Origin of the sequence: Arthrobacter sp. W4I7, assembly GCF_030816215.1 — a bacterium.
Classification (GTDB): domain Bacteria; phylum Actinomycetota; class Actinomycetes; order Actinomycetales; family Micrococcaceae; genus Arthrobacter; species Arthrobacter siccitolerans_A.
This window is the reverse complement of sequence record NZ_JAUSXU010000001.1, coordinates 4,426,481-4,453,292: the sequence shown is the minus strand read 5'-3', so window position 1 is coordinate 4,453,292 and position 26,812 is coordinate 4,426,481. Positions and strand designations below refer to the sequence as shown.

24 protein-coding genes are annotated in these 26,812 nt (G+C 63.8%); 7 read left to right on the top strand and 17 right to left on the bottom strand.

The annotated features are described in order from the left end of the window. Positions 1-29: 29 nt before the first annotated feature. The 5 genes from QF047_RS20245 to QF047_RS20225 all read right to left on the bottom strand — a co-directional run bounded on the left by QF047_RS20245 (position 30) and on the right by QF047_RS20225 (position 4,344). Positions 30-983, bottom strand: coding sequence for a carbohydrate ABC transporter permease (locus QF047_RS20245; protein WP_306637257.1), 954 nt, complete (start codon positions 981-983; stop codon positions 30-32). A gap of 28 nt (positions 984-1,011) precedes the next feature. Next, positions 1,012-1,317 carry a hypothetical protein gene (locus QF047_RS20240; RefSeq protein ID WP_307280815.1) on the bottom strand — a complete coding sequence of 102 codons (306 nt, stop codon included), beginning with the start codon at positions 1,315-1,317 and terminating at the stop codon, positions 1,012-1,014. A gap of 7 nt (positions 1,318-1,324) precedes the next feature. Beyond that, complete coding sequence (locus QF047_RS20235; RefSeq protein ID WP_307280813.1) at positions 1,325-2,329, bottom strand: extracellular solute-binding protein; 1,005 nt, start codon at positions 2,327-2,329, stop codon at positions 1,325-1,327. Positions 2,330-2,470: 141 nt separating this feature from the next. After that, positions 2,471-3,268, bottom strand: coding sequence for a hypothetical protein (locus tag QF047_RS20230; protein ID WP_307280811.1), 798 nt, complete (start codon positions 3,266-3,268; stop codon positions 2,471-2,473). Continuing rightward, positions 3,265-4,344 carry a Gfo/Idh/MocA family protein gene (locus QF047_RS20225; RefSeq protein WP_307280809.1) on the bottom strand — a complete coding sequence of 360 codons (1,080 nt, stop codon included), beginning with the start codon at positions 4,342-4,344 and terminating at the stop codon, positions 3,265-3,267. Before QF047_RS20225 ends, QF047_RS20230 begins: the two co-directional genes overlap by 4 nt. Before the next feature lie 317 nt (positions 4,345-4,661). Between QF047_RS20225 and QF047_RS20220 the strand changes: the two genes are divergently transcribed. From QF047_RS20220 to QF047_RS20210, 3 genes are all read left to right on the top strand, one after another. Continuing rightward, the gene (locus QF047_RS20220) at positions 4,662-5,321 is read left to right on the top strand and encodes a TetR/AcrR family transcriptional regulator (RefSeq protein ID WP_307280806.1); all 660 of its coding nucleotides are present in this window, start codon (positions 4,662-4,664) and stop codon (positions 5,319-5,321) included. 157 nt (positions 5,322-5,478) lie between these two features. Beyond that, positions 5,479-6,264: an SDR family NAD(P)-dependent oxidoreductase gene (locus QF047_RS20215; protein WP_307280804.1), complete on the top strand. Its 786-nt coding sequence runs from the start codon at positions 5,479-5,481 to the stop codon at positions 6,262-6,264. Positions 6,265-6,268: 4 nt separating this feature from the next. Beyond that, the gene (locus tag QF047_RS20210) at positions 6,269-7,174 is read left to right on the top strand and encodes an NAD(P)-dependent oxidoreductase (RefSeq protein WP_306637273.1); all 906 of its coding nucleotides are present in this window, start codon (positions 6,269-6,271) and stop codon (positions 7,172-7,174) included. Between the two features lie 55 nt (positions 7,175-7,229). Here QF047_RS20210 and QF047_RS20205 read toward each other — a convergent pair whose 3' ends face one another. The 11 genes from QF047_RS20205 to QF047_RS20155 all read right to left on the bottom strand — a co-directional run bounded on the left by QF047_RS20205 (position 7,230) and on the right by QF047_RS20155 (position 21,072). After that, positions 7,230-8,261 (bottom strand): LacI family DNA-binding transcriptional regulator, encoded by a 1,032-nt coding sequence (locus QF047_RS20205; protein ID WP_306637275.1) that lies wholly within the window; start codon positions 8,259-8,261, stop codon positions 7,230-7,232. A gap of 81 nt (positions 8,262-8,342) precedes the next feature. Next, positions 8,343-9,293, bottom strand: a complete 951-nt coding sequence (locus QF047_RS20200; protein ID WP_307280799.1) for a ribokinase — start codon at positions 9,291-9,293, stop codon at positions 8,343-8,345. A gap of 3 nt (positions 9,294-9,296) precedes the next feature. Then, complete coding sequence (locus QF047_RS20195; protein WP_307280796.1) at positions 9,297-10,100, bottom strand: carbohydrate ABC transporter permease; 804 nt, start codon at positions 10,098-10,100, stop codon at positions 9,297-9,299. A gap of 101 nt (positions 10,101-10,201) precedes the next feature. Then, positions 10,202-11,065: a carbohydrate ABC transporter permease gene (locus tag QF047_RS20190; protein ID WP_307280794.1), complete on the bottom strand. Its 864-nt coding sequence runs from the start codon at positions 11,063-11,065 to the stop codon at positions 10,202-10,204. 165 nt (positions 11,066-11,230) lie between these two features. Continuing rightward, positions 11,231-12,565, bottom strand: coding sequence for a sugar ABC transporter substrate-binding protein (locus QF047_RS20185; protein ID WP_307280791.1), 1,335 nt, complete (start codon positions 12,563-12,565; stop codon positions 11,231-11,233). 69 nt (positions 12,566-12,634) lie between these two features. Further along, on the bottom strand, positions 12,635-13,609 hold the full coding sequence (locus QF047_RS20180) for a nucleoside hydrolase (RefSeq protein ID WP_307280789.1): 975 nt from the start codon (positions 13,607-13,609) through the stop codon (positions 12,635-12,637). 240 nt (positions 13,610-13,849) lie between these two features. Beyond that, a complete protein-coding gene (locus QF047_RS20175; RefSeq protein ID WP_306637291.1) occupies positions 13,850-15,223 on the bottom strand; it encodes an MFS transporter in 1,374 nt (457 codons plus the stop codon). A 42-nt stretch (positions 15,224-15,265) separates the two neighbouring features. Continuing rightward, complete coding sequence (locus QF047_RS20170; protein WP_307280785.1) at positions 15,266-16,741, bottom strand: NAD-dependent succinate-semialdehyde dehydrogenase; 1,476 nt, start codon at positions 16,739-16,741, stop codon at positions 15,266-15,268. Between the two features lie 19 nt (positions 16,742-16,760). Next, entirely contained in the window at positions 16,761-18,011 is a 1,251-nt protein-coding gene (locus QF047_RS20165; RefSeq protein ID WP_307280782.1) for an iron-containing alcohol dehydrogenase, read from the bottom strand. Positions 18,012-18,180: 169 nt separating this feature from the next. Continuing rightward, on the bottom strand, positions 18,181-20,151 hold the full coding sequence (locus QF047_RS20160; RefSeq protein WP_307280779.1) for a GAF domain-containing protein: 1,971 nt from the start codon (positions 20,149-20,151) through the stop codon (positions 18,181-18,183). Between the two features lie 90 nt (positions 20,152-20,241). After that, a complete protein-coding gene (locus QF047_RS20155) occupies positions 20,242-21,072 on the bottom strand; it encodes an IclR family transcriptional regulator (RefSeq protein ID WP_307280777.1) in 831 nt (276 codons plus the stop codon). A 152-nt stretch (positions 21,073-21,224) separates the two neighbouring features. Here QF047_RS20155 and QF047_RS20150 point away from each other — a divergent pair, with 152 nt between their 5' ends. The 4 genes from QF047_RS20150 to QF047_RS20135 are packed head-to-tail and all read left to right on the top strand — an operon-like array spanning position 21,225 to position 25,908. Then, entirely contained in the window at positions 21,225-23,363 is a 2,139-nt protein-coding gene (locus QF047_RS20150; RefSeq protein WP_307280775.1) for a family 78 glycoside hydrolase catalytic domain, read from the top strand. Beyond that, positions 23,338-23,964 carry an alpha-L-rhamnosidase C-terminal domain-containing protein gene (locus tag QF047_RS20145; protein WP_307282101.1) on the top strand — a complete coding sequence of 209 codons (627 nt, stop codon included), beginning with the start codon at positions 23,338-23,340 and terminating at the stop codon, positions 23,962-23,964. Before QF047_RS20150 ends, QF047_RS20145 begins: the two co-directional genes overlap by 26 nt. A gap of 10 nt (positions 23,965-23,974) precedes the next feature. Next, on the top strand, positions 23,975-24,967 hold the full coding sequence (locus tag QF047_RS20140) for an alpha/beta hydrolase (RefSeq protein WP_307280772.1): 993 nt from the start codon (positions 23,975-23,977) through the stop codon (positions 24,965-24,967). Next, positions 24,964-25,908: an alpha/beta hydrolase gene (locus tag QF047_RS20135; RefSeq protein WP_307280769.1), complete on the top strand. Its 945-nt coding sequence runs from the start codon at positions 24,964-24,966 to the stop codon at positions 25,906-25,908. Before QF047_RS20140 ends, QF047_RS20135 begins: the two co-directional genes overlap by 4 nt. Positions 25,909-25,957: 49 nt before the next feature. Here QF047_RS20135 and QF047_RS20130 read toward each other — a convergent pair whose 3' ends face one another. Then, positions 25,958-26,722, bottom strand: coding sequence for a FadR/GntR family transcriptional regulator (locus QF047_RS20130; RefSeq protein ID WP_307280767.1), 765 nt, complete (start codon positions 26,720-26,722; stop codon positions 25,958-25,960). Positions 26,723-26,812: the final 90 nt, after the last annotated feature.

Sequence of the window (26,812 nt, the reverse complement as noted above, 5' to 3'; positions counted from 1 at the left end):
GTGGGCCTTTCTTTGGGTGCCGGTCCGGGTCAGTGGATGACTGATTTGCGGATCTGGCGGTACAGCACCACGGAGACGAAGACGAGGACGAAGGTCATCAGGAAGGCGATGGCTACCCCGTAGCCGGTCTGGAAGTTCTGGAAAACGACCCGGTAGGCGAGTACGACCAGTGAGGTGGTCGCATCAACGGGGCCGCCGCCGGTGAGCAAGTAGATGGTGGGGAAGTCGTTGACGCAGAAGATGGTCATCAGGATCCAGCTGATGTAGGTGGATCGGGCGATCAGCGGCAAGGTGATTCCTGTGAACATCTGGGTCTTTGTTGCCCCGTCGACACGGGCCGCCTCGTAGACGGTCGGTTCGACACTGGATAGGGCGGCGCTGGTCATGAGCATCATGAACGGGAAGCTGATCCAGACCTTGAACACGCAGACCGTCAGAGCGGCCAGAGTGGGGTTCGCCAGGAACAGCACGTCCCCGAAGCCCAGGGCCTTGGCCAGGATAGGGATAGGGCTGGTCGACGTGGCGACCAGCCAGTTCCATGAGGTGGCGGAAACAACGACGGGCACCACCCAGGGCAGCAGCAGGAGGACCTTGAACACTCCTGTCCCGGGAATCCTGGTCCGGATCAGCAGCGCCAGGGCCAGGCCGATGGCCCAGCTGCCGAAAACACCGGCGAGGGTGAAGACGAGTGTGAACTGGGCCGCTTTCCAAAAGGCCGCGTCCCCGAAGGCCTTGGTGAAGTTATCCAATCCCACGAAGGGGCCGTCGCCGATGAGGGATCCGTTGTGCAGAGCCTGGACGGCGGCGTTGAACAACGGGTAGGCGTTGAGCAGTACCAGCAGGATGATGGACGGGGCGACCAGAGCGGCCATGGTCAGGCCGCCGCGGGTGACGCGCCGGGGCCGCCGCCCGGCGGGGCCTTGCCCCGCCGGGCCGGTTCCGCGAAGCGTGCGCGTTACGGAACGGACTGTCGTTGATGTCATGACGTTTCTTTCCTCGGAGCCGGATTTCTCACATCACCGATTCGATGCCCTTTTGCAGCGTGGCCAGCGCTGTCTTGGGGTCGGTCTCACCTTGCACAACCTGCTGGGCGAAGGCAGTGAAGGCTTGCCCGCCGTCAACGGCATTCAGGGATGAGACGATCTTGGTGGACTTCGCCGCGAAGGTCTTCGCGACCGGCTGCCATTCCTTCACGGCCTTGACCATGTTGGCGTCCTTCTGGAACTCGGGCAGATCCACGATGCTCTTGCGCACGGGAAGCGCCTGCAGGAGGCCCTTCTGCCAGTAGGACTTCATCTGATCCAGATACCAGGTCATGAACGCCTCAGATGCCTGCTGGGAGGGGGGTGTTCGAGTACATCATGAGGTTGTTGACGTAGTACAGGGTGCCCTTATCGCCGTGAGGACCCGTCAGCGGGCTGGCGACCTGGATGTCATCGTCTGTCTCGCCCAGGGAGGCCCGCAGGGAGGGGACGCTGAAACCCATGCCCACTTTTTTCGCCTTCCAGTCACTGTTCAGGTTGGCGCTGGTGTAGCTGACTGCGGCAGGGTCAATGATCCCTTCGCGGGAGAGCTGCTGATAGAACTGCAGGGTCTCGATGTTGCGGTCGGTGACACAGTCGGGTTTACCGTCTTCAGCGAAGAGTCCTCCGCCGTTGTTGATCATCATGGCCAGGATGGACTGTTCACCGAGCAGGGCGCCGGCACCTGTGGCGGTGCCGTAACCGATGACGCCGATCTTCTTCAGTGCCTTGCCGGCAGTGATGAAGCTGTCCCAGTCGGTGGGAGCCTCGACCCCGGCCTTTTCCAAGAGCGACCTGCGGTAGGAGAGCACCCGCATGTCCAGCTGCCACGGGACGGCCACGTAGCCCTTGTCGGTCTTGAGGGAGTCGAAAGTCCCGGGCAGGAAGTCGTCATAGGCGCCGCTCTTTTTCAGCGAGCCGACCAGGTCATCGGCATAGGCAATCGCGCCCTGGTCGGCGAACTGGAATGCCTGGAAGCCTCCGCCGGAGCTGACCGCCGGTCCGGTCTTCGAGGCCACCGCCGAGGCGAAGGTCTGGTAGTAGTTGGCCCACTGGGTGCTCTGGTAGGTTGCTTTGGTGCCGTCCGGCCCCGAGTATCCGTCGACGAGGGTCTGGGCAGCTTTGGTGTATTCAGGCGGACCCCAAGGCATATCCCAGACCTTGAGTGTGGTGCCTCCGCCACCGGAGGCGCTGCCGCCGGAACCGCCACAGGCGGCGAGAAGAGGCAGGGAAGCCGCTGCGGCAGCGAACCCCAGGAAGCCACGGCGGGAAACGGCGGAACCGCTGCCGGTGGAAGCATTCATCATTGAACTCCTTGAAACTGTGTAGCCGGGGGATCCGGTCTACCGGTCGTAATGGAGGTTCCTTTCATCTCTGAACGGAACCGGGGGGAGCTGCGACGCCGACTGTCAGCCCGCAGCGTCCTGGCCTCGAAGTGAGGCCTAGTGTCATTCAGCTGTGCGTAGGGTGAAGACGTCGCGTGCGAAGCCTGCCAGGTCGGTGCCGCTGGCGCCGTCCTGGACCAGGCGGTGCAGGTGGCGCCAGGCAGAACGGTGCGCCGTCTCCCACTGGGTCTCCAGCAGGGTCGCCCCTTCGGGTCCGGAGACAGTGACCTTGCCCGGCACGGCAGCGGACGGTCCCGGAAGGACGGTTTCCACGGCGGTCTCCGGCTTGATGATCCGCAGATAGGCCGACGTCGGGACGGAGTCGGAAGCGATGGCGGACAAAGAAGCCCGGGCTCCGCTGGAAAGGAGTGCCTGTGCTTCATACCCGTGCATGTCTTTGAAGACAAAGCGCAGGTCGGTCACTTCATCGACCGCACTCCTGATGAGTGAAAGGTGGCCCAGCAGCACCCGTTCAAGGTCCGACCCCACCGGGACATTGATTCTGGTTTCGAGGAGGCTGTCTGCATCATTCCGTGCGGTGAATGCATCCTTGCCGGCAGTGACCGCAGGGTTATAGGCCCAGGTGGAGTCGACGAGGACCGGGACGTCCGCCCCTTCTGCGGTGTCCCTCAGAGAGGTGACATCTTCAGGGCAGGGATTGATGACGAGGAGGCCCTTGGCGCCATTTCGGATGGCCTCTTCCGCTGCCTGCGTCCAGCCCTTACTTCCGTCGATGGCCACAAGGTCTGACTTGGCGGCACCGGCGGGGTGAAGTGACACGGGCAGGGATGCGATAACTTCCGGCACAGCGCCGGAGGCCTCTGCAGCCGGGGCGGCAGTGACGGTGAGTTGGGTTGTCATACTGTTACCTCTTCCTTGTTTGCTCCGAGTTCGCCCCGGGTCGCTTCCCGCACGGCGGCGGACGCTTTGTCAGCTACTTCCAGGGCGAACGTCAGGTCATGGATCAGGCCGTTGACATCGAGTGGGTGTGCCTTGCCCCGTGCCAGCTCTGCCAGGAACCGCCATTCTCCTTCGTATCCGTTGTAGGGGTACGGGCCGTACACCCGGGTTTCGGTACCCCGGCGTATGTGCGCGGTCGCCGAGCCTGCCTGCACGTAGGAGGGCGTGAAATCTATCCGTAGGGACGCGTCGTCCCCGATGGCCTCGAAATACCACTCCGGTTCCCAGCTCTGGGTGTTTACGCCGTACAACTGCACGCGGCGGTCTCCCACCCGAAGGTTGACCAGGTAACCCGAGGGGTGGGGGACGACGCAGGAGAGAACTTCGACGTCCGTGAAATCGGGACAGAAGGCCCTGACAAGGGGAAGATCATGGATGGCCAAACCCATGATGCCGCCCCGGACCATTCCTGCAGCCACTTCCGGGTCGGTGCGGTCCTGTTTGGGCCAGGTCGGCCGGGTGATAACCTCGGTGGCGAAATCTTCAAAACGCGCGTTCGGAGGCAGAACGATCGAGTAACGGATCGTGTGAGCGGCCTGGACCAGGTCACCCCAGTTCGCCTGCGCGGCCAGCCAGCCCGGATCGAAGGTATGCATGGCGCCGACGATGATCGGCACCCCGGTCTCCTTCGATACAGCAGCGATTTCCTCGGCCTCCTGCTGACTCATCGCAAAGGGCTTCTCGCACAGCACTGCCTGCTTGCCGGCGCGGCACGCTGCTATTACCTGCTCGGCGTGGAACTGGTGCGGGCTGCAGATCACCACTATCTGAACGTTCTCGTCGGCCAGGAGCTCGTCCATGCTCGTGGTCCAGTCGGCGCCGACGCGCCCCGCAACGGACTCAGCAACGGCAGGGTCAACGTCCATGATGCGCGCAACGTGAAACACGTCCCGAAGCCTCGCCAGGGTCGGGAGGTGGATGGCTTGGGTGACCGGTCCGGCCCCCAGGATTCCAACTCCCAAAGTTGAAGTACTCAAAATAGTTTCTCCATTCACGGGTCCCCGAATCGGCGCACGACAGACGGTGACCGGTTCATGCCGGTACGCGTCAAAGTGGCGGCTCAATGCCGTTGACATGGAGGAGCCCATCTGCGGGCTGTCCTGCTCAACTGACTCGGGGGCGGGATTCATGTGTGGCTTGTGATGCTCACCGGCAGGGGCCGTGTCCGACTCCGTTGGTTTCGCGGTGTCGCAGAATCTGTGATCCAGGCGACATCTAAAAGGTATACCAGCATTTACCTTTGGTGCAATACTTGGATTCAAAGCATCCCCGACCAAAGGCAGGCCCCGACCCCATGACAGTGCAGCGCACCCCGCGGGGCCCGTACAAAAAGGGAATCGAACGCCGTCAGGAAATAGTGAAAGTCGCGGTGGAAATCTTCGGCCAGTACGGATTCAAAGGGGGAACACTCCAACAGGTAGGTGACAAGGTCGGACTCACGCCCGCAGCCATCATCAAACTGTTCGGAAGCAAAGAGAAACTCCTCATAGCCGTCCTTGAACACTGGGGTGTAGTCACAGGCGGCATCGTCGGGCCGGAAGCAAAGGGATGCCAGCGTCTGGACGGCTTCAAACGTCTCATGGCCTATCACGTCGAGCACCCCGGATTACTTGAGCTGTACACCACCATGGCCGCCGAGGCGACATCCGTGGAACATCCAGCACATGGGTTCATGACTGCCCGGTATCACGCCTCGCGGGAAGATATGAGGCGCCTTTTCAGCGATGCTGTGAACGAAGGGCGGTTCCGGCGAATGAACCAGGAGGAGATCACGCACGAGGCGGAATTCCTGCTCGCCATCATGGACGGACTCGAAATCCAGTTCCTGCTCAATCCAGCATTCGACCTGCAGAAATCCTTCAGCGCCTTCCTGAACCGTCTCGATCAGAGGCTCAAACCTGACATGCCGCAGGGGGATCTGAAAGCCCAAATAGTCCAGAGCGAGAGGAAGTAGAGCCCGAGAAACTGCATACGGCCCCCAAGCAGCACCTGCTGTCACCGTCCTGCAAATTCAGAACCGCAAGGTGCAGAGCGAACAGGTATTGCCTGGAAAATCTTCAGCCCTGACGGGCCTTCACCCCCTATCATTTCTTATCCCGAGGAGACCTACTGTGCTTGCTCCCTATCCCGCAACCCATTTCCCCGAAAAAGCAACCGCGATCGTCACCGGGGCGGCCTCCCCGCGCGGCATTGGCCGCGCCACTGCACATAGACTCGCCCGAGACGGATGGGCCGTGGCCGTTTTTGATCTTGATCCCGGCGCCGCTGGCTCCGTCGCCCGGGAAATCCGTGAGGCTCACGGCGTCCAGGCGATTGGGCTGGGCTTGGACATAGCCGACGAAGAGCGGGTGCGGGCGGCGGTCCAGACCGTTCATGAACAGCTTCCGCAGCTTGTTGGGCTCGTCAATAACGCCGGAATCAGCTCCCCCGTACCGTTCCTGGAGGTCAGCAAGGCGGAGTGGAGCCGTGTGGTGGACGTCAACCTTAACGGGACCTTCCATGTGACGCGGGCGGCGGCGGAAATCATGGCCGCGAACAAGCTCGGGAGGATCGTGAATGTTGCCTCAGCCTCCGCCCAGCGCGGTGGCGGTGTTTACGGCCGGGCCGCCTACTCTGCCTCCAAAGCAGCTCTTCTCGGCATGGCCCGCACCCTGGCCCGGGAACTGGGTCCGCTGGGAATCACTGCCAATTCGGTTTCACCCGGTTCCATCGACACGGACATCATGGGTGGCAGGCTTACCGATGAGCGCAAATCGGTCCTACTCAAGGAACTCCCGGTCGGCAGGGTGGGAACGGTGGAGGACGTTGCCGGCGTAATCAATTTCCTCTTGGGCAGGGAGGCCGGCTACATCACGGGGGCCACCTATGACATCAACGGCGGCTCCCATATCGCCTGAACCCATGTCCCCTAACACCCGCGACTTGCGGGCGGCAGTAATCGGTCTTGGGCCGATGGGCGCACCCATCGCCAGGAACCTGCTCAAGGCCGGCTACCAGACCACCGTCTGGAACCGGTCAGAGGAGCCGCTGGAGGAATTCCGCGGAACCAAGGCCGTGATAGCCGGTGACCCCGCTGACATCCACGCGGAAGTCCTGCTTTCGGTCCTTCCCGATGTCGACCAGCTTCGTCAGGTCTTGTCACAAGGACCGAGACCGCTGGGACGTGCTCTGAACCCGGGAACCTATCTGCTGGTGATGAGCACGTCCTCGCCCTCTAAAGTCCGCCTACTCGCGGAGGACCTTTGTACCCAAGGAGTCGTGGTCATGGACGCCCCCATGAGCGGCGGCGACTCCGGTGCACGCGAAGGGAGCCTCAGCATCATGGTCGGAGGCTCTGAAGCCGACTTTGAATACGTCCGGCCTCTGTTGCTCGCCATCGGTTCAACAGTGCTGCACATGGGGCCGCTGGGATCAGGGAGCACAGCCAAATTGTGCAACCAGATCGTAGTGGCAGGGACCTTGGCCGCTCTTGCTGAAAGCTACGGTCTGGCCGCAAGGGCCGGGCTGGACCCTGCAGACTTAACAAAAGTGCTGCAAGGCGGGCTGGCGGACAGCGCCGTCCTCCGTCTGAAAAAGTCCAATATCCTGGGACGCGCTTATGTACCAGGAGGCAACGCCACCAACCAGCTGAAGGACCTTCGCTATGCTGCCGAATCGGCCGAGCAAGTAGGGACCACGCTACCGATAGCATCCGCAGCAACTGCCCTTTTCGCAGAAGTCGTCCAGCGGGGTGGCGGCCGTCTTGACCACTCAGTTATCTGCGAGCTGTTTCGCTCGCATGGTGTTCTCGATGAACAGGCGAGCTGAGGAACGGGACAGGCTCGACCAGCCGACGGGCTGACACAGGGCAGCGGTGGCTGTGTCAGGCCTCCGGCGGCGGAGCGCAACTGCCGCCAAGGACAAGGTTGCTGCGGAAAACCGCCGTTTGCGGTGGGCGTGAAGGGTCAGCGACCATCTCCAGGAGCACGCGCGCAGCTGTTGCTCCCATCTCAGGGATCGGTTGGCGCATCGCGGTAAGGGGCGGCCTCGTGAAACGTGCGGATTGTGTTCCGTCAAAGCTGACGATTGAGAGGTCTTGTGGGACGCGCAGGCCGAGCTCATCGCAGGCGTGCAGTACCCCGTGCGCCTGCGCGTCGGAGGTGACGAAGACGGCGGTAGGGCGGCCCCCTGGCTCGGTGGCTGCCCTCCCGCCACGCGCCAGCAGGGTATGCGCCGCTTCGGCTCCGCCCCGCGTAGAGAATTCGGCATGAGCCACCAAATGCGCGCCATTAGGAAACCCCATGCGGGCCTGCTGCTCGCTCCAACCGCGCATTCGCTCAGCACTTACGGGTATCGGCCGGGGGCCTGTGATGCATGCAATGACGCTGTGGCCCCAGCTCTGAAGATGCTCGACAGCATATGCCGAATCGAGGACGTTCTCGGAATGGACGCTCGAGACGCGCCTGCTCGTCTCAAGGCGGTCAATAACGACAACAGGCGGAACGTCGTCCTGCGCTTCACTTAGGCTGCGGAGCGCCCTGGACGAAGTGAGAATGATGCCGTCCACCCGGCGGTCGATGAGGGACCGCAGGTGGATGCGCTCGCGCGCCGCGTCGTCGTCAATGATGCCGATCGACAGGAGGTTGCCGGCCTCGAACAGTTTCCGCTCGATCGCGTCTGCCAGCTCCGCGAAGTAAGGATTTACCGGGCTGGGCATGAGCAGGCCGATAGATTTTGTGGATCCTCCACGGAGCGCGGAAGCGATCGCGTTAGGACGATAATCAAGGGCCTCAATGGCCGCCGCTACCCGCGCTCCTGCTTCCCGGGAAACCGGACGGGGACCCTTGTTGATCACGTAGCTGACCACCGAAGGGGAAACTCCCGCCATTCGGGCCACATCTGCCCTTGTAGCCATTTATCCTCCTGCTACCCGTCGCGTTCCTGTCCGGGGGTTCCGCATCAGCTCCGCTGGCTGTACTTAGCGCTCACGGTATCATCACCGCACTCTCTGCCCCGTCTCCGTGGACGCCAAAATGCCCAGTTCTGAACGTGTCGGGTACGAAGATTGGGCACCAAATCTGCCGACGGCAAAACTGCCGGCACGCACCCCGGTCTCAGTCGCCTGCCGAAGAGACAGTCCAGCTGAGAGCTCCGCCGCCAGTGCTCCGACGAAAGCATCTCCGGCGCCAGTTGTATCCATGACCGCTTCCACCTCCGGGGCCGGAACGTGACCGCTGCCAGACGTATCCGCCCAGCAGGCACCGGCCCCTCCCAAGGTGATAACAGCGGAACGAACAGTAGCCAGAAGGATGGTCAACGCCTGTTGTGCTGCGGCAGCTTCCGGAATCTGGAAACCCACCATCGCCTCCGCTTCGGATTGGTTTACGACAAGCGGGTCGCACAGGGACAAACTCTCTTTCGCCACCGCACGGTAGGGGGCGAGGTTAAGGACAACTCTTGCCCCCACAGCTTCCGCTGCCTGCGCGGCCGCGTCGATAATTTCGCTCTTGACCTCACCTTGGAGTACCACTGCACCGGTGCCATTGGCGCCTCCACCCGCAATGGCACGCTTTACCCGGCCCGGATGGAGTGAAAAGTTCGCCCCGGGAACCACTGTGATGGAATTTTCTCCACTGTCGAACACCGAGACCAGGGCCAAGCCCGTCCGTGCGTGCGAAACGATTTCCACCGCGGTGGTGTCGACTCCTTCGGCGCGGAGCTCTCTTAAGAGGAGGGCGCCGTCATTGTCATCCCCGACGCATCCTACGAATCGGACTTCAGCCCCCATCTTCGCGGCAGCAACTGCCTGGTTGGCACCCTTGCCTCCGGGGTGCTTGATCATGTTTTTGGCCAGTACGGTCTCACCCGGTGCCGGCGGCGCCGCAACCTGAACAATGTAGTCCAGGTTGGCTGAACCGATAACAAGCACCTCTGCGCCTTCTTGCATGACTTACTTCTCCCCGCTGGTCGTTGAGAGACCCCCAAAGAACCGCTGTAGCGTGAACATCAATAAAGCAGGAACCAACGACAGCAGTACGGCACCGGCAAAGTTCTGGCCGAAGTCGGAGGTGTGCTCAGAGAACGTCTTTGCCAGTGCCACTGGCGCGACCTGGAGCCGGGAATCACTGACCACCAAGAGCGGCCAAAGATAGGCGGTCCACTGTCCCAAGAAGATCAACAGCGCGCTATTAGTCAGGGCCGCACCGCTGTTGGGCAAAAAGACCGACCAGAGAATGCGCGGTTCCGATGCCCCGTCCAGCTTCGCGGCCTCGCGCAAGGACTCCGGGATGCCAAGGAAGAACTGCCGAAGATTAAAGATTGCCAGCCCGTTGCCGATACCGGGCAGGATCAGTCCGGCCATGGTGTTGGCAAGGTTCCATTCCGTGAACTGTTGTGAAAGCGGAATCGCGATCGCTTCGAACGGGACCATGAAACTGATCACGACGAATGCGAAGGTGAACGATCTCCCGGGAAAACGCAGGACGGCCAGAGCGTAGGAGGCAAGAACGCTTACTCCGACACCAAGCACAACCGTTCCGAGGCAGACAGCAGCGGAATTGAGCAGGGCCTGGCCGAATTCACCTCTCAGGAGCTCCACGTAATTGTTAAGCGAGACTTGGCTCGGCACCAGGATCCGCCAGGAAAGCGGGTAGAGCGAGCCGAAGATTTCCTCACTCGGACGCAGGGAACCGATCAGGATCCAAACGGCAGGCAGGATGAAAATCATGCCGAGTATGACGGCGACGGCAGTCATCCAGGGGTTCTTCCGCTCACTCCGGGTTTTTCGGAGGCCGACAAAGGGACGCCTAGGGGACTGCGCCGTCAGAACCGGAGCCGCTTCCACAGCGTTTGAGTTCATTTCGAGCTCCTAGAGGATGCCTCTTCGCGCAGGAGCCGGAACTGGAGGGCCACGAAGAACAGCATGATGAGTGTAAGGACAATGATTTCGGCGGCCCCGAGGTTGCGGCTGCCGTAGCCATAGCTAGTGCGGTACGCGTCGAACATGAGCAGCGTAGTGCTGCTCTGGGGACCGCCGCTGGTGAGCAGCTGAACGGGAACAAAGAGTACGAAGTTCGCCGCAGTGTTGGCGACAAGCACGAACAGCAGCGGCCGTTTGAGCAAGGGAAGGGTAATCGAGAAGAACGTGCGTATTGGTCCTGCCCTGTCGATGCGCGCCGCTTCATAGTATTGACCCGGCACGGCTTCAAGGCCAGCAATGAGGAAGATCATCCAGTAGCCGATACCGATCCAGGAGGCGACCAGAATGATTGATGCCAGCGCCTGGTCGGGAGAGGTGAAAAAGGGCTGCGGGTTGCCTCCCAAGGCCGAAATAATGGCGTTGATGGGTCCTTCAGGTCTCAGCGCGACGCCCCAGGCGATGCTTGAACCCACGATGGGAATGGTGGCCGGGATAAAGATAAGCGTGCGCCAGAGTCCGCGGAAGGCAATCCGCTGGGTCATCACCACGGCGATGAGCAGTGCGAGTCCCAGTTGCAGCGGATTGATGATGACGTTGAACACCATTGTCCGCACGAAAGTGTCGATAAAAGCCGGATTCGTGAAGAGATCCTGGTAGTTGTCCAAACCGCTGAAGCGCGGCTTTTGCACGCCTCCCGGCAACCCCTTGTAGAGGCTGGAAACAAACGCCCCCACACTGGGGGCCACCCGCATAGCAAAGATGGCGATAAGAGCGGGGGCGAGGAAGATCAGTGCCCACATGACCTCTGCGCGCTGCCCGTGAAGCCAGCGTCCCCTCGTCCGCATTCCGGGACGGGCGCGGTCCAGCGGCTTCGCGGCGGGACCGCGCCCTGGCTGAGGGCCTATGCTCTGTCCAGTGACCGCGGAGCGGTCCGACATTTTGACCCGGTTCATGGTCGACTTCTCCTATTTGTAGGGTGCCCAGACTTTGTTGAGCTGGCCCGCCGCCGTTTCCAGCGCCGCCTTCGGATCGGAGCCATTCCGGATGTCAGAGAACGCCCGCCCCATGACTTCTTCGAATTCCACGTAGCCGACTGTGGAGAGGCGAGTAATACCGGTGTTCGCGGTTTCGTAGTCAATGATCTTCGCGGCCTTCTTGCCCTCTTCTGAAGCGAAAACGCTACGGGCAAAGTACTCGTCCTTGCCTTCCACGTTGGCCGGCAATTCCGGAGTGGGAGCGTTGATGGCGTACCCGCCGCCATTGTCCACAGACATCCACTTCATGAAGATCGCCGCGGCTTCCTTTTTCTGGCTGAAAGGGTTCATCGAAAGCGCCCAGGAGCCCGAAGCCGTTACCGGCTTGCCGTCCTCAAAATATGGGTGCAGGGCTACACCCCAGTTGACCTTGGATTTCTGCAAAGCAGGCAGCAGCCAAGGGCCCTGGACCTGGAATGCCGTTTTACCCGCCAAAAAGTCAGGATCACTTTGCTCGGCGCCAACACCCCTGGGGGAGAGCCCGTCCTTGAAGATCGAGCCGTACCATCCCATGGACTTAACCCAGGCTTCAGAGGTGATGTCGGGTGGAGTGAGGTTGCCGCCGCCCGTTGCGCCAGGGGATCCGCCCAAGGACACAGGGAGGGCTTCGAGCTGGTAATACCGGTCCACCTGTCCCAGGACCAGACCGTTCGGAGCACCTGCGTCCACAGCCTTCTTGGCATCGCTGCTCAGCTTCTCCCAAGTAACCCGCTTCTCGGCATCATCCGAGGGGTATGCCACCCCGGCCTTGTCCAGAAGATCCTTGTTGTAAAAGAGCAACTGTGTTGAGTTGGCAATGGGTACTCCCTCCAGCTTGCCTTCGACGGAGCTTCCTTCGATGGAAGCCTTGTCCCAAGAGTCCGTGTATGGCTCAAATTGCTTCGTCAGATCAGTGGTGTAACCACGCGCTGTCAAAGCTGCAAGGCGGGGCATGTCAGCCCAGTAGACATCAGGGTTACCGTCTTTGGCGGAAACCCTGGCTTCGAGAACTGAGTTGAGCTGGTCAAAGGGAACACTTTCGAATTCGACCTTGATGCTGGGGTGTTCCTTGTTGAAAGCGTCCAGCACACCCTGCATCCCATTTTTTTCGAGCTGGAGGTGGCTCAGGACTTTGATCGTGGCCGTGGGGTCCTTTTCCGGGATGCTCCACTCCTGGTCAGCCTGGTTCTCGCCTTGGGTGGTGCCGGCAGGTGAACTGCATCCGGCGGTGGCGAGGAGGATGCCCACGCCAAGCAGGGAGCTGGCGAGGCGAATGCGTCGTTGCATGAATAACTCCGTTCGTGACTTCATGTTGTGGATCCGGTATTCGTGCCGGATCAACACTGGAAATTGGGATTAGACAGAGGACAAACGGTCAAGGAAGTGGGAGATGAACGCATCCGCGTCCACATCCACTGCGATCTTGACGTTGGGCTGAGGAGGGTTATCAGTGGTGAGAAAATCTGCCACGGCCACTCCCCGGGCAATGCTCGGCCCGGTGACGACTTCCACGTGGGCGTCCTTCCACGTGAGGAGTTCCGGCCTCGACACCGCGGCCACAGCCAACGGATCATGCATAGCGCAGGACTTTCCGGCGTTTGGATCCCCCGGGTTCTTGACGGCCAGATAGTCAATCCATCCCATGGTGTAGTCGCCGGCGAAAGAACCAAAACGGCTCGCACCCGCCCGCATTTTCTCGGCGTGCTCCCGCGTGAGCTGGACCTTCAGGGTCACATCCAGTCCCACGAGACGGATGGCAGCCCCGGAACGCAACACAGCTTCCGCCGCCTCAGGGTCCATCCAGAAGTTGAACTCGCCCGGCATCCCGGAGACATTGGTGTGCTCGAGGAACACGCCGCCCATGATGACGATCTCTTTGACATTGCGGGCGAAGGCAGGATCAAGATTGATCGCCGCCGCCACGTTCGTCAAAGGACCGATCGCCACCACCGTCAGCTCCCCGGGCGCTTCCGCTGCCTGCTTGGCGAGCTCGGAGGCTGCATACCCCCGGCGCGGCCTGCGGTGGCCAAACTCGGCCCGGACCTTCTCAGGAGCACACCGAAACTTGTCAGGGTACTGAATAGGGGCTGCAGCCCCCTGCACGACCGGAACATGCGGTGCACCCAAACGGTCCAACAGCTCGCCGGTCAGGTACGAGGCGCTCTCCACATCGGCATTTCCATTCACCGTGGTCACCATTTCGACGGTGATATCCGGCTCAGTAAGGGCAAGGGCGAGGGCGAATCCATCGTCGATGTCCGAACCGGGCACCCCCATTGCCATGTCCGTATCAAGAATTATGCGCGTTGACGCTGTTGGGGAAGCGATCACAGTAAAGAACTCCTTCGTTCAACTCGTGTTGACTTGTCATATTCAACACGAGTTGAACGGCTAATACAAGGGGGTTGCAGGCTGGCAGGGCGTGCTTCATCCCGGACTCAGCGTGGCGCAGGTACTGCTAGGCAGTCTCCCCACTGATTCCGCAGTCGCGGGCAAACTTCGAAGTTTAAAAAGGGGCGCCGTCCAGATCTCCCTTGGACCCAGACGGCGCCTGCCTTACTTACGGGTGTATCAGTTGGCGGTGACCCGGTCTTGCGGGATGCCCGCGTTTTTCTCGTCCAGTTCCTGGGCGGCGGTGATGCGCCGGTCCAGTTTTGCCAGCGTTTCCGGTGCGAGGATGGTCGCGACAACGGTGATGACCCCGATGATGCTGAAGTACAGGATCACCCAGCCCGGCTTGCCGCCGCCGGCAGTGAGCAGGGCCACGGCGACCAGCGGTGCGATGCCGCCTGCCAGGACCGAGCCGAATTGGTAGCCCATGGATGCGCCGCTGTAGCGCAGCTTGGTGGAGAACAGCTCCGCGAAGAAGGCGGCCTGGGGGCCGTACATCGAGTTGTGGAAGACGGCCAGCCCGATAATGATGGCGAGCGTTGCCAGCAGCGCGCTGCCGGTATCCGTCATGACGAAGTAGAGCGGGAAGAACAGGAGTCCGCCGATGGACCCGAACAGGTACAGCGGCTTGCGCCCGATCTTGTCCGAGAGGATGGCCCACAGCGGCACGGCAAAGACGCCGATGGCTGAGGCAATCAGAACGGACATGGTGCCCTGGTTGGCCCGTTCAGCACCGAACGTCTTCATGATGTAGACCACGGAGAAGGTCGTGTACAGGTAGAACGCGGAGTTTTCTGCCAGGCGCATGCCCACCACAAGCCAGATGCCCTTGGTTTCCTTCTTCATGGCCTCGCCGAGGGGCTTCTTCGCGGTCTGGTTCGCCGCCACAAGTTCCTTGAAGTCCTTGGAGTCTTCAAGCTTGTTCCGGACCACCATGCCGGTGACGATCAGGATAACGCTGAGCAGGAACGGAAGGCGCCAGGCCCAGGCGTCGAACTCTGCTGCCGGTACGGCTGCTTTGACGGCAAGGACGCTGGAGTTGGCCAGCAGCATGCCCGCGGGCACGCCCATCTGGGTGAAGCTTCCAAAGAATCCGCTGCGTCCGGCAGGGGCGTGTTCGATGGAAATGACTGCAGCACCAGCCCACTCGGCTCCGGCGCCGAAGCCCTGCAGCAGGCGCAGAACCGTCAGCAGGATCGGAGCCCAGACTCCGATCTGGGCGTAGGTGGGAAGCATTCCCATGGCAAGGGTGGCGAAGCCCATGATGAGCAGGGAGAGCACCAGCATCGGCTTGCGGCCGATCTTGTCGCCGAAGTGGCCTGCGAACATGCCGCCGAACGGGCGGGCAACGAAGCCCACCGCGTAGGTAACAAACGCCATCAACAGGCCGGTGGCCGGATCCTGTTCCGGGAAGTACAGGCGGCTGAAGACTCCGGTCGCGGCGAGCAGACCGAAGATGTAGTAGTCGTACCACTCGATGGTGGTGCCGATGAAGCTGGCAGCCGGAACACGCCAGGGCGCCTTCTTCTTGGCTTGGGTGTTGGAGATCGTCATTAATCTTCTCTTTCGGATGGAAGGCAAGGGGAGCGGCAGGGGCTACCAGTCGAGGGCGATGTATTTCGTTTCGGTGAAGTCCAGCAGGCCCTGGTGCGCGCCTTCGCGGCCGAGGCCGCTCTGCTTGACGCCGCCGAAAGGTGCTGCGGGGTCAGACACGAGTCCCCGGTTGAGGGCTACCATGCCGCTTTCGATGCGTTCGGAAACCCGGAGGCCGCGGCGAAGGTCCTCGGTGAAGACGTACGCTGCGAGGCCGTACTCGGAGTCGTTGGCGGCGGCGATGACTTCGTCTTCGGTGTCGAAGGGGATGACCGAGGCCACCGGTCCGAAGATTTCCTCGCTGATCATGCGGGCCTGCAGCGGGACGTTGGTGACGACAGTGGGCGGGTAGTAGTACCCGGCGCCGTCGATGGCCTTGCCGCCGGCGAGGAGCCGGGCGCCCTGGCTGACCGCGTCGCGGACCAGGGAGTCGACCTTGCGGACGCTGGGCTCATCCACGAGCGGACCGACCTCAGTGCTGGGATCGGTGCCCGGGCCTACGCGCATGGCGCCCATCCGTTCAGCGAGCCGGCGGGCGAACTCGTCGTGAATGCCGCGCTGGACGTAGATCCGGTTCGCCGCGGTGCAGGCCTGGCCGCCATTGCGCATCTTGGCGACCATGGCGCCGTCGAGCGCCAGCTCGAGGTCCGCGTCGTCGAAGACCAGGAACGGGGCGTTGCCGCCGAGTTCCATGGAGCACTTGAGCACGTTGTCCGCTGCCTGCCGGAGGAGGTGGCGTCCAACGCTGGTGGAGCCGGTGAAGGACAGTTTGCGCACCCGGGGGTCAGCGAGGATGGGCGTCATGACCTCGCTGGTTTTGCTCGTGGTGATGATGTTGACCACACCGGCCGGGACACCGGCGTCGATCATCAGCTGGGCGATCGCCAGGGTGGTCAGCGGCGTGAGCGTGGCGGGTTTGAGGACGGCTGTGCAGCCGGCGGCCAGTGCCGGCGCGAGCTTCCGGGTGGCCATGGCTGCCGGGAAGTTCCAGGGGGTGATCAGCACGCAGACGCCGATCGGCATGTGCTGCACCAGGATCCGGTTGGCGCCCGACGGCGAGACGGACACATCGCCGATGATCCGGACCGCTTCCTCGGCGTACCAGCGGAAGAATTCGGCGGCGTAGGCCACCTCTCCGCGGGCGTCGGCCAGGGCTTTGCCGTTTTCGAGTGAGATGAGGTGGGCGAGTTCCTCGCTGCGCTCGGTCATCAGGTCGAAGCAGCGGCGGAGGATTTCGGCGCGGCGCCGGGGCGGGGTCGCGGCCCACTCCGGGAGGGCTACCGCCGCGGCGTCGACGGCGGCGAGGCCGTCCTCGACGTCGGCGTCTGCGATGTCGGTGATGACGGAAGCGTCGGAGGGATTGATCACTTCGACGGTGCCAGCGTTGCTGGCGTCCTGCCAGTTCCCGGCAACCAGCAGCTGGCGGGGCACCGTCAGGCCGTCGATGTCGAGCGGTTCAGAGGTTGAAAGAAGGGTCATCATTGGTCCTTGTTGCTGATCAGCGGATGGTGCGGTCGCCGGCGTAGGCGGCGTTGACGATGGAGGCTACGGCGTCCAGATCCAGCGGCACCGGGTTGTTGTCGATGAGCCGCTTGGAGTTGAGCGACAGCTTGGCGATCTGGGCGAGGTCGCTTTCCTGCACGCCAAGGTCCTTCAGCGTCGAGGGCAGCTCGATGGCGGCGATGACCTCGTCGATTGCCTCGACGCCTGCGACGGCGGCGGCGCGCTCGTCCAGCCCGCGGATGTCGCGCCCCAGGGCTTCAGCGATCTGTGCCAGCTGCGGCTGGATTGCCTGGAAGTTGTGGCGGACGACGTAGGGGAGCAGGAGGCCGACGCCCACACCGTGCGGGGTGTGCGTGAGGGCGCCTACCGGGTACTGAATGGCGTGCGCTGCCGCGGTTCCCGCATTGCTGAGGACCATCCCGCCGTACAGCGCCGCGAGCATCATCCCGCCACGGGCCTCGGTGTTCTCCGGGTCCTTGTAGGCGGTAACCAGGCTGCTGCCCACCAGCCCGATGCCGTTCAAGGCAATCGAGTCCGTCAGGATGTTCTTGCCCACGAAGACCCGTTCCGAGGCCAGGGTGGACGTGGGCTCCCGGGTGATGGCAGTGAAGGACTCCACCAGGTGCACGAACGTATCCGCACCGGTTGCGGCCGTCAAGGATGGTGGGCAGGAATAGGTGAGTTCGGGATCACACACCGCAGCGAACGGGATGATGTGCGGGCTCGAGATGCCCATCTTCATGCCTAGATCAGGATCTGAGACGACGGCGATTGCGGTCGCTTCGGAGCCTGTGCCCGCCGTGGTGGGCAACGCGATGACCGGCTTGGTGGGGCCTGGAACGGCGAATTCGCCGTAGTAGTCGCTGGGCTTGCCGCCGTGCGTGAGCAGCACCGAGACGACCTTCGCCATGTCCATGCAGCTGCCGCCGCCGAACCCGATGATGACGTCGACCTCCTGGCCCTTGAGCTCCTCGACGCAGGCCAGGATGCCCGGCGTCGGAAGCTCGGCCTGGGTGTCCCCGTAAACCCGTACGGTCAGATTCCGGTCCTCAAGGCTGCGGACAAGGGCGGAAAGTTCCTCTGAGACGGCCAGCCGCGGATCGGTGCAGACGAGGACGTTGGTCCCGAATTCTGCTGCGATATTCGCGACGGCGAAGCGCTGCTGGGCGCCGACGACGACGCTCCGGGGCAGGCGGAGGACGCCGAAAGTTGCGGGACGGATGCCCGCTGCGTGCGCACACGACATTGTGAATAACTCCTAGGGATGGGATGGGCGGCTGCTCGAAAGGTGCCGCAGATCTCAGCATTCCAGAGTCGAGTGATACTCACCATGTGGTTTCAAGCCATAGAAAATCCCTTTGAATGTGGGCCGGTGCCACGTGCTTTGGCGGCTGTGCGCCTGGCAGGTCTGTTGGTCAGGAACCGGCGGAGCCAACGCCGGCTGCTTTCATCCGCCATAAGCGCAGCGCCACTTGCACGTCGAGGGACCGGCTACCCCGGCGCCAGGAGGCGCCGACCAGGGCGTCGATACGGTCCAGCCGTTGCCGCAGGGTGTTGGTGTGGATATGGAGAGCGTCAGCCGTTTCCTGGGTGGCGCCGCCATTTTCGTGGAACATCCATGCGGTGAGGACCAGCTGTGTTCCGCGCCGCTCGTCGTAGTTCAGGAGTGGTCCCAGCTGCGCAGTGAGCAGTTGTCCGGCGAAGGGGCTCTCCATCGCTCCGAGCAACATTCCCGCTGTACCGAGGGCGGCGCGGTCCGCTGCCTCGCCGTTGCGCGAGAGAGCCTGCAGTGCGCGGAGGACGGCGTGGGCTTCGGTGTGGGCCGTTGAGAGCCGGGTAAAACCTGTCACCGGTTCTGATGACCCGACGGTGGCAGTGATGCGGCGTCGTTTCAGCTCATCAACGATCGACTGGCCGGCGCGGCCCGTGTCTCCGGCGTCATCGCGGCCACTGTCGTGTCGTTCCACGGGTTCAATAATGCACAGGTGTGATTCATGCAGGGCGATGATCCCCGGGACCGTCTCGCGTTGATGCCTGAGGACGGAGAGTGCCCGTTGGCGCTGGTCGTCAGTGACTCCCACGACACGCACCACGAGCTGAAGGTGATTTGCCAAGCCGAACTGCGCTGCCCTGCGGGTCATCGCCGCAGCGTGTTCAGAATGGGGACTGAGCAGGTCATCAATGAGTTCGAGCTGGAGCCGGTATTGGGCGTCCTGGTAAGTGCGTTCAAACAGCAGCGACACACTGAGCACCAGCGCGCTGCGTTCCAAGACCGCAAGCCGGGCCGCGCTGAGCTTCTCGGCGACGATGAGGGACGCGAGGTGCTGCTCGCCGGCTACGGCGGACATCACGGTGTACTTCTTGTTCTTGACCTCGAACTGTATGGCCGAGCTCTTCACGGCAGACTCTTCGGCCGCGCTCAGGGCCGCAAGGCTTCCGAAGTCGGGGTTGGCTGCCATGCCTGCCATTGGCTCACCCATGGGTGAAACCAAAAAAACAGGGGCGCTCAGGGACTCGGTCAACAGGGCGAGCAGGTGTGGCAGGCTGCCGGCTGAGGCCAGGGTCTCCATGAGCCGCCGGTCCAGGGTTGAGAGCTCTTCCAGGGCCCGTACATGGGACAGGTTCTGCCGCTGGGCCTGGTCCAGCCGCGTCAGCGCATCGGCCATCTCTGTGAAGTAGCGGGCGTTTTCCAGCGCGACGGCCGCGTGTGTACCAATGGATTCCATGAGCGCCACGTCGTCGCTGCTGAAATCGTGCGCATGCCTGTCGGCGACCAGCAGCGCGCCAATGACTTTTCCTTCTGCGCGAAGGGGGACGCCCATGATTGCCCGGACGCCCTCGGCTGCCACAGCAGTGTCGCTCGATTCCAGATGGGACTTGGACTCGTCCAAAAGGTAGTCGGCGCTCTGGGCAGGTGCTTCACCGGTCGCCACGGCGCCGAGCACGCCCTCGCCCAGGGGCATGCGGATGTTGCGGAACAAAGCGGTGGTTGCACCGTCGGTCACCCTGACATAGGACTCGCCCGTGTCATAGTCGTTCAGGCTCAAGTAGGCGACGTCGCTGCCGATCAAAGACCGGGTGCGTCGGACGATGGCCTTAAGCACCGCCTCGACATCACGTATGCCCGTCAAGTCGGTGGCCGTATCGTAGAGGACGCGAAGCAGGCCCTCCCGGCGGCTCGCCTCCCATAACCGGGCGTTGAGGCGGCGTGCGGCCGCCGCGCTGGTCTGGTCGATGACTCCGGCGTCCAGCCAGTCGGAGAGCCTTGTCTCCAATTCAGCCGCGGAAATACCGCTATCGAGCATGGCCATAAGCTGGCCGGCAGCCTTCGTATTGCCTGACGGGCCCACCCCGGTGTGCAGGGCAGAACTTTCATTGGCGGCCATGAACCTAATGCTAATCCGGGCGAGGCTGCGTGTGCCCTCGCTTAACGCGGTCCCGGCACTGGCCCCCCGCGAGGGAACGTGCCCCGCCGGTTACCCCTCCGAGTGCGTCCGCACGTCAGGGCTGACCTCGGCAAGGTGGCCCAGGTTCCTGGACACCGCACGCGCCGTCGCCCGGACCGCCGGGGCCAGCACGTTGGGCGGGGTGGAGCCGTCCGGCACAACGATGGACAACGCAGCCACCACCGAACCTTGCGCGTCAAAGATGGGCGACGCGACGGAGACCGTGCGCGAGGGGGCGGAGCGGCGGATCATCGCGATTCCCGTGCGCCGGACGTCGGACAGGGTCCGCCGCAACTGGCCCTCCGGCATGTTCTCCACCCCGGGCTCGTTTTCCGGCGGCTTGCGGAGCGTGGCCTCCTGGAACTGCTGGTCCGCCCCCGCCAGCAGCACCAGCCCGACGGCGGTGGACCGCAGCGGCGCGCGGCCGCCCACCCGGTATGCCACTTCCGTCGCCTCCTTGGAGGACAGCCGCTCGATCAGCACCGCCTCCTCGTTGTCCCGGACGGCCAGCAGGACGTGGTGCCGGGTCACCTCAAACAGGTCTTCAAGATAGGGCAGCGCAATCTCCCTCACCCCGTGGCCGCGCGGCGAAAGGGACGCGACCTCCCACAGGCGGACCCCCACAACGTACCTGCCGTCGTCGAGCCGCTCCAAGGCACCCCACGCGACCAGCCGGGCGATCAGGCGCAGCGCGGTAGGGGCAGGCATGCCGGCATGGCGGGCCAGCTCCGAGAGGGTCAGGGCCCGACGGCGGTCGGAAAAGACCGCGAGCAGGCTCAGCGCCCGATCGATCACCGGTTCGCCCTGCTTGGGCCGCTTCCCGCGGGTGGGGTTCGTGTCAGTGTCCGGGGGGACAGTCATGGCCGGAGGTTCCTTGCGCCGATGGAAAGTTCAGACCGCAGTCCGTGAGCTACCCCACAATACTATTCCAACCAATGAAAGAAGGCTGTGGGTGGTTGCCTGCGGGAAACGAAGCTGGAACCCCAGCTGTCCCACGTTCAGGAGCCTCCTGCATGACCTCCACCAGTCTCGACGCCGGCGTCGGGGAAGCCCTCCTTGCCCCGGGCGCGCCCACTTGGCTTCGCGTGGAGCACCTCCGCGAGGCGATGGGCATCACCAACACGAGACCGCGCTTCAGCTGGGCGTTGCCGACGGGAACCGGACCCGCCGCGACAACAGCCCAGACCGCCTACCAGATCACGGCGAGCAATGGCTGGGACACCGGCCGGCTAGCCTCCAGCCAGCACAACCTGGTCCTGTACTCAGGCCCCGCCCTTGAATCGCGCAGCCGGTTTGAGTGGCGAGTGCGGACGTGGACCACGGACCGCACCGGCGCTGAAGCGGAAAGCCCCTGGTCCGAGCCGATGCCAGTCGAGCTCGGACTGCTGCACGCATGGGACTGGATGGCGCAATGGATCGGCCCGGAGGAACCCGTTGTCGCTGCTCCCGGAGGGCGCCCTGGCTTTGCCCTCCGCAAGACTTTCGCGCTGGACACCACGCCCGGATTCGCCCGCGCGTACGCCACCGCCCACGGCATCTACGAGCTGTTCCTCAACGGCGAGCGGGTCGGCGACCAGCAACTCACGCCCGGCTCCACCAGCTACAACACCACCCTGCAGGTGCAGGCCTACGACGTCACCGCGCTGCTGCACCCCGGCACCAACACCATCCGCGCCATCCTTACGGACGGCTGGTACCGCGGAACCTTCGGATTCACGCGGGACGCCGACATGTACGGTACGCACACCGCTTTCCTTGCGCAGCTGGAGATGCTGTCCGGGGGCCGCACGAGGATGATCGGCACGGACGGCTCGTGGCTGGCGTCAGAAACGGAGATCCTCAGCGCCGACCTGATGGCCGGACAGCGGGTGGACTTCAGGATTCCGGAGGATTCAGTCAGGGGAGAGGTGGCAACCGCGGCGCGGGCCGCCGTCACGCAGGGCTACGAAACCCTCACCGGCCCGGTGGCACCGCCCACCAGGATCGTGGAGGAACTTGCACCAGTAGCCGTAACCCGCCTCGCGAGTGGTCACCAGGTGGTGGACTTCGGCCAGAACATCCACGGCTGGGTCCGCCTCACCAGGCTTGGGGCGCCGGGGGAGACTGTCACGCTCGTGCATGGCGAGGCGCTGGACGGCAACGGCGACGTGACCCAGGATCACCTGCGCCCGCTCGACTTCCGCAACCCCGGGCAGTTCCTGGCCGCCGGGCAAGTCGATGAGGTGACGGGATCGGGCGCCCCGGGAGAAGTATTCGAACCGCGGCATACCACCCACGGCTTCCAGTACCTGTCCGTTCGGGGCCTTACCGCGGACCTGGCCCCGGAGGACATTACCGCCTGCCTGGTTCAGACGGATCTTGAGCCCCTCGGCAGCTTCACCTGCAGCGATGAGCGCCTGAACAAGCTCCACGAGATAGTGGAGTGGAGCTTCCGGGACAACGCCTGCGAGGTACCCACGGACTGCCCGCAGCGGGAAAAAGCCGGCTGGACGGGGGATTGGCAGCTGTTTATTCCTACGGCGGCATATCTTTACGACGTCGCCGGCTTCTCGCGGAAGTGGCTGAACGACGTCCGCGCCGACCAGTGGGAGAACGGCGTCATTGCCAACATCTCGCCCTCGCCCGGTCCTGACACCACTTCTGCCGACTTTATGGCCTTCGTCAACGGCTCGGCCGGCTGGGGCGACGCCATCGTGATGGTGCCGTGGGAGCTGTACCTGGCCACGGGCGACGCCGGAATCCTCGCGGAGAACTGGGAGGCGATGAAGCGGTGGGCGGGCTTTGTCCGGACCGCCGCCGAATCCAACCGGCACGCGGACCGCGCGGCGGCCAGCCCAACACCGGCACCCCACGAACAGTACCTCTGGGACACCGGCTTCCACTGGGGCGAATGGATGGAACCTGACGGCCCGGAACCGGACTTGTTCGCCGCCCGCTCCGCCGATCACGGCATCGTGGCCACCGCCTACTACCGGAACTCCACCGCCCTGCTGGCTAAGGTCGCGCAGGTCATTGGCCGCGCGGAGGAAGCCGTCGCGCTCGCCGAACTTTCCGAAAACATCCGCCGGGCCTGGGAGAAGGAATACCTGGACTCCTCCGGGCACGTCACCCAACCCAGCCAGGCCAATTGCCTCCCGCGCGCTCGCCTTTGATCTTGTCAGCCCGGAGCGGCGCGGCACTGTCACGGCCCAGCTGGTCTCGCTGATCAGGGCCGCCGGCACGCACGTGGGGACCGGCTTCCTGGCCACGCCCTACCTGCTGCCGGTCCTTGCCGACAACGGTGAACTGGGCCTCGCCTACGAGCTGCTGATGCAGGACTCGGAGCCCTCCTGGCTGGCGATGGTGGACCGCGGCGCCACCACCATGTGGGAGCTGTGGAACGGCATCGACGCTGACGGCAACCCGCACCAGTCCCTGAACCACTACAGCAAGGGCGCCGTGGTGTCCTTCCTCCACCGCTACACCGCAGGCCTGCGGCAGGCTCCCGGCAGCGCCGGCTACGAACGGATCATCATCGAGCCGCGCCCCGGCGCCGGCCTGACCTCAGCGGCCACCTCACATCAAGGCCCGCAGGGCCTGATTGAGGTCGAATGGATGACGGCCGACGGCGGGCTGCAGCTGCGTGCCGCCGTCCCCGCCGGGACCACAGCCGAAGTCCACCTGCCCGGCCAGCCGGCCGCCGTCGTCGGACCCGGACAGCATCACTTCACCGCCCCCGCCGCCGGCGGGACAACCAAAAACCCCAGCTTGTAAGGAGCGCGCCATGAGTGTCAACGAAGCCACCGAGGTCTACGAAACCGGACCCTTTGATACGGCCCGGCCCGGCGGTGTGGACGTTCCCCCGTTCCCCGTCTTTGACGCCCCGGGCATCCCCGAAAACATCTCGGACGTTTCTGCAGTGCACCGCGAAGTCACCTACGCGCGCGCCATCGGGTTCCGGCCGCTCAAGATGGACATCTGGCTGCCGCGCCAGGCCACTGCACCCGTGCCACTGGTGGTGTGGGTCCACGGCGGAGCTTTCCAGCTGGGCGACCGCCGCGAGCTGCCGCCCACCTTCGCGCCGGATTCGGTGTTCCGCCTGCTCAACGAGGCCGGGATTGCCTGCGCCACTGTTGATTACCGGCATTGCCTGGAGGCGCCGTTCCCGGCGCAGCTGCACGACCTGAAGGCGGCAGTCCGCTACCTGCGGGAATTCGCGGAAGACCTTGGCGTCGACCCGGAGCGGTTCGGGGCGTGGGGTGAATCCGCGGGTGGCCACCTGGTGGCACTGCTGGGATTGACCGGCGGCCGGGAGGACCTGCACGGCGGGCTGGGTGCGCAGGGGCACTCCAGCGGCATCAGCGCCGTCGTTGACTTCTACGGGGTCTCCTCACTGGTGGACATCCCGCCCATGAATACTCCGGACGGGCTTCTCCCGCCAGCATTGACCGCCGCCGTTCCGGCCGGGATGCCGTTGCAGCCCGAGTACATGCTGGTGGGCGGCTCCGACGACCCCGCGCTACTGGCCGCCGCCAGCCCGGTCAGCTACGTCACCGCCGACGCAGCGCCCTTCCTGCTGATCCATGGCGACAGTGACGGCCTGGTGCCGCACTCCCAGACCGACCTGCTGGCCGCGTCGCTCGCCACAGCAGGCGTGGAACATGAAGTGGTCACCATCAAAGGCGGGGACCACTGCTTCTTTGGTGCGGAGGACCAGCTGGATGCCATCCTTGCCGCCGCCGTCGGCTTCTTCTCCGAGAAGCTGGGCCGGCCGTGACAGCGCCGCAGCAGGAGGCCTCTGCTCCTGCCGACGACGGGTCGCTCGCTCCCGACGCCGGTTTCGCCCAGTACCTGGCGGCGCCGGAAGGCCCGGAAACCCTGCCGGGCCAGGCCGGCCCCGATGTTCCCATCCGCACCGTCACCGCGGATGGCCGGCGCGGCCCGGTGACGATCCGTATCTACGGGGAAACACCGCGGACAGCCGGAGCCGGGCTGGTGTGGCTGCACGGCGGAGGCTTCGTCAGCGGCGGGCTGGACATGCCTGAATCCGACTACCTGGGCCGGGTGCTGGCCTCGTCCGGAGCGCCGGTACTGTCCGTGGATTACCGTCTGGCGCGCGACGGCGTGCACTTCCCCGTGCCCCACGAGGACGCTTTGGCCGCCTGGTTCTGGATCCGCAGGAACGCAGCCGGGCTTGGGCTGGATCCGGAACTGCTGTGCCTGGGCGGAGCGGGCGCCGGCGGAAACCTCGCGGTGGGCGCCGCGCTGTACCTGACGGACGCCGGAAAGCCGCTCCCCGCGAAGCTCCTCCTGGCCTATCCTTTCCTTCACGCCGAGTTGCCGCCACCTGCGGGTGGGCTGGACGAGGACGTGATGGCGACTCTCCCGAGGCACCTTCGCTTCACCCTTGAGGACTGTGTGCGGAATGCGGAGAACTACGTGGGCGGGCCGGTGAGCATGGCGTCCTCGTATGCGATGCCCGGCTACGCCGATCCTTCCGGACTGCCGCCGACGGCAATCGTCGCGTGCGAGTACGACGACGTCCGCGGCTCCTCCGAGCTCTTCGCCGCCAACCTTCAACGTGCCGGTGTTCCGGTCTCCTTCTTCCTGGCGCGCGGCGCCGTCCACGGCCACCTCAACCATGCGGCGGGCAGCCCCGAGGCGCAGCCCGTCCTGGACTTCCTGGCGCAGGAACTGGCGTCGGCAAAGGCGGTGTGAGCACCAGGTCTTTCGCGCTTAAACATGTGCCTGGCAGGCCTGGTTTGATTCAGTGGTTTGCCTGCCCAGTGGCCTGCGGAGCGCTGTCCGAGTGATGGTGGATGGACCAAATCTGGCCCATCTCCTCCGTGGACTGTTCCACGATTCTGCTCATCGCGGCATGCGCAGCGCCGGACTCCCCGCGCTGGATGGCGCTCGCCACGTCCACATGCAGCTGCAGGGCCTCATGATGCGGCAGATGCGGCATCAGGCCGTGCTCTGTCCTTCCGGTGAGGACCTCGGCCACCAGGTTCTGGAGTTGGGAAAACATGGCATTGCCGGAGGCTTTGAGCACAGCTGCATGGAACTCCACGTCGAGCTGGAGGAACTCATCCTGATCGCCCCGCTGGCCGGCTGCCCATAACCGTGCTGCGAGGGAGACGAGTTCGCTGCCGGCATCCCAGGATGCCCGTTCGGCGGCAAGGCGGGCAGCTTGCGGTTCTATCGCGCCCCGCAGTTCATTGAGCGACTGCAGTTGCTCCAGCCGGCGCGAAGACGCCAGCCGCCAGCGGATCACCTCCGGGTCGTAGAGGTTCCAGAATTCTTCAGGTTGCACCACTGTGCCGAAGCGCCGGCGGGATGCGAGCATTCCTTTGGACGAGAGCACGCGCGCGGCCTCCCGGACCACCGAACGGGATACGCCGTGCTGCTCCTCCAGCTCATCCAGCCTCAAAAGTGAGTGCGCGGCCAGCTGCCCGTCGGCGATCGCGAGCCCGAGACGCTGCACCAGTGCCGCATGCAGGTCAATCGGAGACTCCGCCTTTGGGGTTTTCATGGCTAAATCATACGGGTAGGCGCTGGGGGGTTGTCTAAATCTGCCTTATTTATCTATGCTGGCTCTCAAAGCAGATGTAACGATGCATCT

What these genes read in the sequence shown, in the direction of transcription:
- QF047_RS20245 (WP_306637257.1), bottom strand. Translation starts at nt 983, where the DNA reads ATGACATCAACGACAGTCCGTTCCGTAACGCGCACGCTTCGCGGAACC.
- QF047_RS20240 (WP_307280815.1), bottom strand. Translation starts at nt 1,317, where the DNA reads ATGACCTGGTATCTGGATCAGATGAAGTCCTACTGGCAGAAGGGCCTC.
- QF047_RS20235 (WP_307280813.1), bottom strand. Translation starts at nt 2,329, where the DNA reads ATGATGAATGCTTCCACCGGCAGCGGTTCCGCCGTTTCCCGCCGTGGC.
- QF047_RS20230 (WP_307280811.1), bottom strand. Translation starts at nt 3,268, where the DNA reads ATGACAACCCAACTCACCGTCACTGCCGCCCCGGCTGCAGAGGCCTCC.
- QF047_RS20220 (WP_307280806.1), top strand. Translation starts at nt 4,662, where the DNA reads ATGACAGTGCAGCGCACCCCGCGGGGCCCGTACAAAAAGGGAATCGAA.
- QF047_RS20210 (WP_306637273.1), top strand. Translation starts at nt 6,269, where the DNA reads ATGTCCCCTAACACCCGCGACTTGCGGGCGGCAGTAATCGGTCTTGGG.
- QF047_RS20205 (WP_306637275.1), bottom strand. Translation starts at nt 8,261, where the DNA reads ATGGCTACAAGGGCAGATGTGGCCCGAATGGCGGGAGTTTCCCCTTCG.
- QF047_RS20200 (WP_307280799.1), bottom strand. Translation starts at nt 9,293, where the DNA reads ATGCAAGAAGGCGCAGAGGTGCTTGTTATCGGTTCAGCCAACCTGGAC.
- QF047_RS20195 (WP_307280796.1), bottom strand. Translation starts at nt 10,100, where the DNA reads ATGACTGCCGTCGCCGTCATACTCGGCATGATTTTCATCCTGCCTGCC.
- QF047_RS20190 (WP_307280794.1), bottom strand. Translation starts at nt 11,065, where the DNA reads ATGTGGGCACTGATCTTCCTCGCCCCCGCTCTTATCGCCATCTTTGCT.
- QF047_RS20185 (WP_307280791.1), bottom strand. Translation starts at nt 12,565, where the DNA reads ATGCAACGACGCATTCGCCTCGCCAGCTCCCTGCTTGGCGTGGGCATC.
- QF047_RS20175 (WP_306637291.1), bottom strand. Translation starts at nt 15,223, where the DNA reads ATGACGATCTCCAACACCCAAGCCAAGAAGAAGGCGCCCTGGCGTGTT.
- QF047_RS20170 (WP_307280785.1), bottom strand. Translation starts at nt 16,741, where the DNA reads ATGACCCTTCTTTCAACCTCTGAACCGCTCGACATCGACGGCCTGACG.
- QF047_RS20165 (WP_307280782.1), bottom strand. Translation starts at nt 18,011, where the DNA reads ATGTCGTGTGCGCACGCAGCGGGCATCCGTCCCGCAACTTTCGGCGTC.
- QF047_RS20160 (WP_307280779.1), bottom strand. Translation starts at nt 20,151, where the DNA reads ATGGCCGCCAATGAAAGTTCTGCCCTGCACACCGGGGTGGGCCCGTCA.
- QF047_RS20155 (WP_307280777.1), bottom strand. Translation starts at nt 21,072, where the DNA reads ATGACTGTCCCCCCGGACACTGACACGAACCCCACCCGCGGGAAGCGG.
- QF047_RS20150 (WP_307280775.1), top strand. Translation starts at nt 21,225, where the DNA reads ATGACCTCCACCAGTCTCGACGCCGGCGTCGGGGAAGCCCTCCTTGCC.
- QF047_RS20140 (WP_307280772.1), top strand. Translation starts at nt 23,975, where the DNA reads ATGAGTGTCAACGAAGCCACCGAGGTCTACGAAACCGGACCCTTTGAT.
- QF047_RS20130 (WP_307280767.1), bottom strand. Translation starts at nt 26,722, where the DNA reads ATGAAAACCCCAAAGGCGGAGTCTCCGATTGACCTGCATGCGGCACTG.